Origin of the sequence: Acetobacter orientalis, assembly GCF_000963965.1 — a bacterium.
GTDB lineage: Bacteria > Pseudomonadota > Alphaproteobacteria > Acetobacterales > Acetobacteraceae > Acetobacter > Acetobacter orientalis.
Window position 1 is genome coordinate 1 of record NZ_BAMX01000034.1, and the last position, 9,326, is coordinate 9,326.

Below are 9,326 nucleotides of genomic sequence, written 5' to 3' on the forward strand. Positions count from 1 at the left end.
AGGCCTACCTCCATCGGTAAGCCTGTGAATCACAACCTCTCGCTTAGTTCAATAAATTAATTGGGCCTGAGCCTAGATGGTTTTCTGAATTGTAAAATTTTATATGAATTGCTAAAAATTTTTAGAAATAATATAGATCCTATTTTGATGCTTAAGGGAAACATATGTTCAAAAATATTGCTATTACTCTGCCTGTTCTTTGTCTTTTATCAGCGTGCGCTAGTGTTCCTTTGGCATCTCAGGAAGATATGGCGTTTGCTAAAAAATTCAGCAATCCCCCTGCCGGGAAAGCAGCTATCTACTTTTACAGAGACAGCTTTATGGGGCAGGCTCTCAAACGGGATATTAGTATTGATGGGAAGTGCGTTGGCAAAACAGCGAATAATATGTTTTTTTATTCGATTGTTGATGGTGATAAAGATCATCGTTTGTCAACAGAAGGTGAAACGACACGTCACGACATCTCTTTATTTACAAATGTAGGTAAAAACTATTTTGTTCAACAACAAATTACAATGGGCGTTTGGTCAGCGAGCTCAAAGCTGAAAGTGGTTTCTGAAGAACAGGGCACTAAAGAGATTGAGGGGCTTAAGCTAGCGGTCTCTGGGGATTGTAGTTAATATCAAATGGCCCGTTCTCATGCATTGAGAACGGGCCATTTGATTGCTGTGAGACGCTTGTTGTCGTAAGGTGGGGTATAGTCAGAGAGGGTTCAGGTGCTGTCATTTTCCACTGGAAATTGGTGTAACCCGAGTGATAGGGCCGGGGAACTGATCAGGAAGGCCAACTGGAGCAGCAATCTTATCACTAAGCGGTATCATATCTACTGTTGTTTTATGGTCGTAAGCGCGAACAGCACCTGTTGCCATATCTACAACAACACCGATTAAACCACCGAAGCCAATGTTGCCAAAAACCCAACCATTCACGTCGGAAGTGTTTTGAGCGTTGGAAAAATCATAATGCTCTTTAAGGCAACCTATAGTCAAATCACTTTCTTTGCGGCTTACAGTTACAGAGCCAGGCGTGGAATTAATAGAGCCAATTTGTATCCCATCGCGATAAACTGCGCATTTCGCACCGGGTGGATTTGTTGTGATGGATATAGTTTGGTGTCCCCCGCTTACAATACTGGCGCAACCAGATAGAAACGGTAGAGAAAAAGAGCCTAATAGAATATTTTTTATAGCCTTATTAAACACTATATATTTTCCTCTAATGATCAGAAAATTGTTACAGGGAGCTACATTGCAGGTTTGGTATTTTACATCAATAGGGTTAGGTCTCAGATTCGATATGCAATAAGGTATTTCCTAAATTTCTATAATTTAGGGGGGCAACGGGGGAGGTTTCTCCCCCTTGCCAGCAGTACTTAATGGGTAGCCATTGAGCACTGCTTGCTCCCTTTTAAATCGTTATGTTTGCAAAGGCTGTTTCTGGGTAGCTTATGGCTTCCACCGTCTGCCTGAGATTGGCTGTTGAAATGCTGGTCAGATAAGTAGTCGTCCCTTGGCTCTTATGGGTTGCTTCATGGCCAAGGAGACGGTCAATCCAGACTTCTCTGATATTGGCACCTGCGTTTCGAAGCTGGGTTGAGACAGTATGCCGGAATGAGTGAAACGTGATTTCCGCTGGCAGGCCGATACGGGTCTTGAGCAAAGAGAACGCTCGTCCCAGTGCTGCGCCCCTGATACCCTGTTTTGAAATTTTCAAGCGAGGGATGAGGTATGGGCCGTCTGTGGTATCCTTAAGAGCCAGAACTCCTGCGTCAACCAGTTTTGAATGGACTGGCACCATGCGGGTGCCTGCTTCTGTTTTCGGTGCCCTGCTGGTTTCGGTATGGGGGCGTATTAGGAAGCAGGGGATACCGTCTACGGTCTGGAGGTCTTCTTTTCTCAGAGTGCAGATTTCTCCCAATCGCATTCCGCTATAAGCAGCAATCAATGTGACCAGCCGGCAAGTATGTTCTGGCACGGACGTGCTATGCCATGAAGCAGACGCCAAGAGTGCTAATTCTTTAGCTGTCCAGCTTCTCCGGACGGTCTTTTGCCCATTTTCAAAATTCCATCCGGTCCATGGGTTGCGTGAGACCAACTCCCTTTGGTGTAACTGGTTCCACAGGGTCGAGAGGCGCATCATATGGTTTTTGACGCTCTTGCCACTCAAGGTTGGTAAACCTTTCTCTCGGGCTCTCTGAGCCTCTTCTTCAAGGGTATCTTCAGATCGGTTTTTAGGATTTCCCTCTCCTCCCGCAGAATTCGGTTCTCCAGGCGAAGACGTTCATTCTCGCGGGCCAGATCAGCCTGAGGCCCGGATACCAGCTCGCTCGGACGATAATCCACTATCCATTTCGCCAAAGTGGATTGGCCAATGCCCAGATCTGTCGCAACCCGCGTGCGTGACAGTCCACTACTCAACGCAATCCTCACGGCCTCGCGCTTGAAATCTTCCGTATGTTTTATGGTTTCGTCGGTCTCCTGACACAAGTTTAAAACGCTCAGATGGCCGGCACAAAAACGTTACAAGTCCAGTGGCCTATTTACGGAACTGTGACCGCAATTTAGGCTCAGGATCTATTATTTTCTGGAACAGCAGGAGAGGTGGAGGCGGCGAAAAAGCCTTCAACCTAAATATTAAAAGCATCAAGTATATAATCTTTTAGTAAAAAAATAAGTTGTGGAAAAAATCTTATTAAAAAGATCGTAAGTGTAGCAAGTTCAGGCTTTAAATCTTAATTTATTAAAAAATTATATATCATAATAATGTTTTTTTTAAAATACTTTTGTATAACTCCAATTCTAATGTGCGTTGAATTCCATGACTCCAGCAAGGAAGGAAACGCATGAATGCCATCGTTGTGACGGCGCTTAAGCGGCCTTACACCTTTATTGTATTGTCTCTGCTAATTTTTGCCTTTGGTGTAATGTCTCTTTTCAAGGCACCGACTGACGTGTTTCCAAATATCCGGATTCCCGTTGTGTCTGTGGTGTGGACATACGGTGGCATGCTTCCTGAGGAATTTGCTGGCCGTATCACCTATAACTACGAACTTGCCGTAACCTCCACAGTGGAGGGTATAGAGCATATGGAAAGTAGCTCTTATTACGGTAGAAGTATCGTTAATATCTACTTCCAGCCCGGTACGGATATCGGGGAAGCTGAAGCTGAGGTCACGGCTATCTCTCAAACGGTTATCAAGCAGCTTCCTGATAATATCCCAGCTCCGATGGTCATGAAGCTTGAAGCTTCCTCTGTACCAGTTTTGGCACTCCAGATTACGTCTGAAAAACAAACGCCGTCTGATCTGTATAAAATTGCCATGACCCGCATTCGGCCTGTTTTGGTAACAGTACCGGGTGCTGTTTTGCCACATCCATATGGTGGTATGGACAGCTTTATTATGGTGGCGCTTAATCAGAAGCAATTACAGGCGCATCACCTTTCTGCAATGGACGTACAGAATGCCTTGCGTAAGCAGAATATTGTGCTCCCCGCGGGAGACCAAAAAATCGCAACAACCGATTGGATGGTGCAAACCAACGCTACTCCCCGTTCCATGAAGGAATTGGGTGATATCCCAGTCAAACGTGTTGGTAACGCTGTTATCTATGTGCATGACGTTGCGCAGGTTTATCGTGGCGGGCATCCGCAGACCAACCTCGTGGTGGTCAAAGGTCGTCAGGGTGTGGAAGTCGTTGTTATGAAAAGTGGTGATGCTTCTACGCTAGATGTTGTAGCACGCACCAAGGAACTTCTGCCCCGTATACAAAAACTCGTACCGCCAGACGTACATATTTCTATACTGAGTGATGCCTCGGTTTTCGTTAAAGATGCTATCAAAGATGTTGTGCGAGAAATGGTCACGGCGGCTATTCTCACAGGCCTTGTAGTGCTGTTATTTCTAGGATCATGGCGATCCACGCTCATCATCGCCACTTCTATTCCACTTGCTATTCTTTCTGCTATTATCTGCTTGTTACTGTCTGGACAGACCATCAATGTCATGACGTTAGGGGGGCTCGCACTCGCAGTTGGTATTCTGGTAGATGATGCCACAGTTATGATCGAGAATATCGACACCCATCTTGAAGAAGGAAAGGAACTGGAGCGCGCCATTATTGACGCCGCCAACCAGATTGTGGTGCCAACTCTGGTTTCAACATTATGTATCTGTATTGTTTGGACACCACTTTTCCGATTGAGTGGGGTCGCCGGTTGGCTCTTTATGCCCATGGCAGAAGCTATTGTTTATGCCATGCTGGCCTCTTTCATTCTGTCCCGTACATTGGTGCCAACCATGGCCAAATATCTGTTGGCTGGACAGGTTCATCCGGGTCTACACAGTGATGAACATCTGGCCTTGCCGAAAGGGATTTTGGGACGTTTCCAGAATAAATTTGAGCAGGAATTCCATAAATTTCGCACTTCTTATGGTCGCTTTTTAGAACGCATTGTTATAAAGCGTGGTCGGTTTGTTGCCGTGTTTCTCGGACTATCAGTGCTGTCTCTTGGGCTGTTTCTGGTTAACGGGCAGGACTTCTTTCCAGAAGTGAAATCCGGGATGATGCAGATGCACATGCGCACTCCGTTGGGAATGCGGATTGAAACAACGGGCCGTATTGTCTCCCTGGTAGATGACCGAATTGAGAAGCTTTTACCTGGTAAGGTTATGGGTATTATTAATAACTGTGGGCTGCCGGAAGGGCCGCATAATCAGGCTTTTATTCCGACACCATCCATCGGCACGCAGGACTGCGACTTAATGATATCTCTTAAGGATGAGGAATCTCCTGTCTGGGATTATCGTAAGTTGCTTAGAAAGGATCTTTCAGAAAAATTTCCTGGTAGCACTTTTACTTTTCAGCCTGCCGATCTGACAGACAAAATTCTAAACTTTGGCTCACCAGCGCCAATCGACGTTCAGATTTCGGGGCCCGAACTCCAAAGTAACTACCAGTATGCTCGTCTGCTGGTGAACAAGCTGCGGGCTATTCCCGGCTCTGCCGATGTCGTTATCCAGCAGACTATGAAAACACCAACTTTGTTTGTGCAAGGCAATCGAACTTTTGGTCAGGCCACAGGTATGACCGAAGCGGATATTGCCAATAATGAACTGATGACTCTTTCAGGCAGCCAGACGGTCGACCCACAATACTGGCTGGACCCCAAAACAGGTATTACGTTCCCACTCAACGTCTATGTTTCACAGGATCAACTCACCCACTATAATGATTTACTGACTATTCCGGTTGATAAAGGGGACAGTGACCCTAAAGGGACGGACATGCAGCTTCTGGGCAGCATCAGCACGGTGACGCCCACTGGCACGCCGGGGCAGGTGTCCCACTATAACTCAATGCCAGAAATTGATGTTTATGTGTCAACAGAAGGGAGCGATCTGGGTGCCGTTCTGAAACAGGTCAGGCAGGTAGTGGCTGACACACATCATGACCTACCGCAGACAGCGGTGGTGGATGTTCGTGGTCAGGCTGTCACCATGCATGGTGCGTATATGGAACTGGTTGCAGGGCTGATCGTGTCAGTTGTGCTAATTTATATGCTGATTGTGATCAATTTCCAGTCATGGATTGATCCTTTTATTATTATTTCAGCACTTCCTGGGGCACTGGCAGGTATCGCTTGGAGCTTGTTCCTAACCCAGACACGTCTTTCTGTGCCCGCGTTGACGGGTGCCATCATGTGCATGGGAACAGCAACGGCAAATTCCATTCTAGTCGTTTCGTTCGCTAAGGAGCGTTTTGCCTTACACGGCAACGCGCTTGTTGCCGCAGTGGAAGCCGGATTTGGCCGTATTCGCCCAGTTATTATGACGGCTTCTGCCATGGTAATTGGTATGGTTCCAATGGCTATAAGCAATTCTCAAAATGCACCGTTGGGAAAGGCAGTTATCGGGGGGCTTATTCTGGCGACCATCTCAACGCTTCTGTTCGTTCCTTGCGTTTATGCAATTTTTCACAATCGCTCTCACACAAAAAAAATGTGCTCGTCTAAAGCGGGTCATGACAATGAGCAGGAGGTCGTCTGATGTCCACTTTTACAAAAAAACGTTTGTTTATTGGCTGCCTGCTATGTGTGCTTGTGGGATATGTAGCGTATTTAGAAGTACAACACCTGCATAGTGAAGTTACACTGCGGGCGGATGCGACACACGCCAGCGTGCCTGATGTGGCCGTTACACAGCCGAAACCCGCCCCACCTACATTATCCATGACACTACCAGGCAATATTAACGCTTGGTATGAGGCACCTATTTACGCGCAAGTCTCCGGTTATGTGAAAATGTGGTACAAGGATTACGGGGCCCCGGTAAAAAAGGGCGATGTTCTTGCAGAAGTCAACGCACCGGGTTTGGACGCACAATACGCGCAGGCAAAGGCCGACCTCCAGGTAGCGCAGGCCAAATATGGACTTGCAACAGTGACTGCCAACCGTTGGCGTTCAATGGGAAAATCTCAGGCAGTTTCCGGGCAATCTGTTTCTGTTCAGAATGCGAATGAACAATCGGCGCGTGCGGCATTGGAGGCTGCCCAGCATAACGTAGATCATTACGATGCTCTTGAGCAGTTTAAGACCATTGTTGCCCCTTTTGATGGTGTTGTAACCGCCAGAAACATAAGCGTAGGCGATTATGTTGGGGCTGGTAGCGGTAATATGAACGCCAATGGTACGGCTAGTGAATTGTTTACTGTAGCGGATACGCACGAGATGCGTCTTTTTGTCTCTGTGCCGGAAGTCCTCTCCTACGTTCTTAAACCGGGCTTGAAAGCGCGTGTTACAGTACCGCAATATCCCAATAAAGTGTTTACGGCCAATTTTCTAACTATCGCCAAAGGATATGACCCCAACACCCGCACGGCTGTTACGGAATTCACCATTGACAATACCGACCAAAAATTATGGCCGGGTACGTTTGCCTCTGTGGCTCTATCTGCGCCAGCAGAAGGAAGTATTTATACGATTCCAACAGGAGCATTAGTCTTTCAGGAAAAAGGCATGCAGGTTGTGACAGTCGATACACAAAGCAAAGCACATTATAAAAACATTACCGTAGGCCGTATGTCGGATGCTTATACCGAAGTGGATGCAGGTCTGAACCCAACGGACCGCATCATAAACAATCCTCCGTCTGATCTTCTGGAAGGTCAGACTGTGCACCTGAGCGTGCCGGAAAAAGGGTATCTTACAGCAGCCAGCAGCAACGATGGCGAGGAGGATGACGAATGACCGTTGTCACTAAAGTTCCTCTTAACCTGTCTGGTAAGATTGCCCTGATGTCACACAGAAATAAGATTTTTTTTGGGAAAAAGCTCTTTCGACGTAAAAGCGTGCAAGGGGTTACGCTCGCGACTCTGACAGCACTGAGTGCGTGTGATCTTGCACCAGCCTATCAGGCTCCACACTTTATTGTGCCTACATCATGGCATGGGCAGGGATTGTTCCACGATGCACAACCGCAAGATACAGTCTTACGGTCTGATTGGTGGACGTTATTTGCAGACCCAACCCTTTCAACACTTGAAGCGCAAGCGATGGAAGGAAATGCTGACCTACAAGCTGAAGCAGAGCACTTTATTCAGGCCCGTTCAATTGTCATGGAAGCACGGTCTGACTTATTGCCGCACTTTGCGCTTGCCCTTGGGTCGAGCAACAACAAAAGCTCCTCCGACAGGCTTTTTCGTTACAAAGGCCCAATTACGGCCACGGATGAGTTTTATGGTGGAATGGCAAGCTGGGAGCCGGATATTTGGTCTTCCATCCGCAACCGGGTGAGAGCCCAGAAATATTATGCGCAGGCACAAGCCGCGCAATATGCGTCTGCCCGGCTCAGTTTGCAGGCGGAACTGGCCACGGATTATTTCGCACTGCGTGGACTGGACGCGCAGAATGCTATTTATACCCAATCTATCGCTTATTATCAGCAGGCCCTGAAAGTTACACAGACCCGTCTTGATAATCAGGATGCAACCGGCATTGACGTTGCTCGTGCAAAGAATCAGCTTTACATGACACAAGCACGCCAGTTGGATGTTCAGGCACAACGCGAAATACTGGAACATGCTCTGGCTGTGTTGGTCAACGCGTCACCATCGTCTTTTCATGTTCCTGAAGTAGCTAATCAGGATACGGCGGAACCTGTTTTTCCGTTAGGCATACCATCTGAACTGCTCCAACGTCGCCCGGATATTGCTGTGGCAGAACGTGAAATGGCACAGGCTAACCGAGCTATTGGTATTGCTCGCGCAGCGTTCTACCCACATGTATCGTTCAACGCGAATGGCGGCTTTGACGCTAACGGGTTTGATCTGGCCAATTTGGCAAACAGTATGTGGTCTTACGGGGCATCTGTGACCATGCCGTTGTTTGAAGGAGGTCTGCGCAGGGCCCAGCTCCAGCGTACATGGTCAAACTATCGCGAAACCCGTGACCGTTATCGTATGGCAGTCTTGTCAGCGTTCAAGGACGTAGAAAATGGTCTTTCCATGACGGCGCGCCTCAGGGCTGAAAGCATGCGTCTGAAGCAAGCAGTAGACGCAGCTATGCAATCACAGACCTTAACAATGACGCTGTATAAAGGCGGCGCAGATGGATATCTGGATGCACTGATTGCGCAGGTCAATACGCTTGATGCCCGTATTGAACAGGCACAGGTTCAAGCCCGTGCGCTTCAGGCCGCGGTAAGTATGGTTCGTGCCTTGGGCGGGGGCTGGAATGACAAACTGCTGCCGACGCCTGATCAGACTATGACGTTTACAGGCTTTCAGTATGAAGGGTTGCACCACCCCATACCGGTTGGAGGCATTGATAGCCCACCCAGCCCGGAACAGTATGAAAATCTGACGACCACTGGCCCCGTAACGCCAAGCACAACACTAGAAACAGTCAAGCCCGCTTCGGCTAATAACTGACGATCTAACAGTAAATAACATGGGTAGATTGACAAAGTCTGCCCTGTTTTTGCTGTCTGAAAGTAAGAGGAGGTGGATTAAGCCACAGTTTCCTCCGACCCATGGTGTGCAGAGAGTGGACGACGGGCAGATTCTGAGTGGGATCATTTACATTATTCGCAATGGCCTTCAGCAGAAAAACGCCCCGAACTGAATTGCCTCGGGTTTTATGGAAACAGAAAAACCCGTGAGGTAAGAGTTAAAGTCAGGAGTAACAAATCGAAGCATTTTCCTCCTAAATGTCGGGAAAGTGCAGCCCCCGTATGCTTCTGGAGAAAGAGAAGAAACCATCCTTCGCGGTAGTGAACTGTCCCTAGTTTACCGGAGAGTAAAACTCTCGGAGGATGAGCCCCATGGTAG

General features: G+C 47.7%; 5 protein-coding genes and 3 pseudogenes. 5 read left to right on the forward strand and 3 right to left on the reverse strand.

Annotated features, from left to right (window positions below; translation table 11 throughout):
* Positions 1-164 precede the first annotated feature (164 nt).
* Positions 165-620: a DUF2846 domain-containing protein gene (locus Abor_RS11360; protein WP_048842014.1), complete on the forward strand. Its 456-nt coding sequence runs from the start codon at positions 165-167 to the stop codon at positions 618-620.
* A 102-nt stretch (positions 621-722) separates the two neighbouring features.
* On the opposite strand, the gene Abor_RS11365 is transcribed toward Abor_RS11360, so the two are convergent.
* From Abor_RS11365 to Abor_RS13180, 3 genes and pseudogenes are all read right to left on the reverse strand, one after another.
* Complete coding sequence (locus tag Abor_RS11365) at positions 723-1,202, reverse strand: hypothetical protein (protein WP_048842015.1); 480 nt, start codon at positions 1,200-1,202, stop codon at positions 723-725.
* Positions 1,203-1,407: 205 nt separating this feature from the next.
* Positions 1,408-2,232, reverse strand: a pseudogene (locus Abor_RS11370) (site-specific integrase); the annotation flags it as partial.
* Positions 2,229-2,462 (reverse strand): annotated as a pseudogene (locus tag Abor_RS13180) (transposase); the annotation flags it as partial. The pseudogenes Abor_RS13180 and Abor_RS11370, both read right to left, overlap by 4 nt.
* Positions 2,463-2,842: 380 nt before the next feature.
* Between Abor_RS13180 and Abor_RS11380 the strand changes: the two are divergent.
* From Abor_RS11380 to Abor_RS13310, 4 genes and pseudogenes are all read left to right on the forward strand, one after another.
* Positions 2,843-6,046 (forward strand): efflux RND transporter permease subunit, encoded by a 3,204-nt coding sequence (locus Abor_RS11380; RefSeq protein WP_048842016.1) that lies wholly within the window; start codon positions 2,843-2,845, stop codon positions 6,044-6,046.
* Entirely contained in the window at positions 6,046-7,245 is a 1,200-nt protein-coding gene (locus Abor_RS11385) for an efflux RND transporter periplasmic adaptor subunit (protein WP_048842017.1), read from the forward strand. Before Abor_RS11380 ends, Abor_RS11385 begins: the two co-directional genes overlap by 1 nt.
* Positions 7,246-7,292: 47 nt before the next feature.
* A complete protein-coding gene (locus Abor_RS11390; protein WP_048842020.1) occupies positions 7,293-8,927 on the forward strand; it encodes an efflux transporter outer membrane subunit in 1,635 nt (544 codons plus the stop codon).
* A gap of 43 nt (positions 8,928-8,970) precedes the next feature.
* Positions 8,971-9,117: pseudogene (locus tag Abor_RS13310) on the forward strand (IS5/IS1182 family transposase); the annotation flags it as partial.
* Positions 9,118-9,326 lie beyond the last annotated feature (209 nt).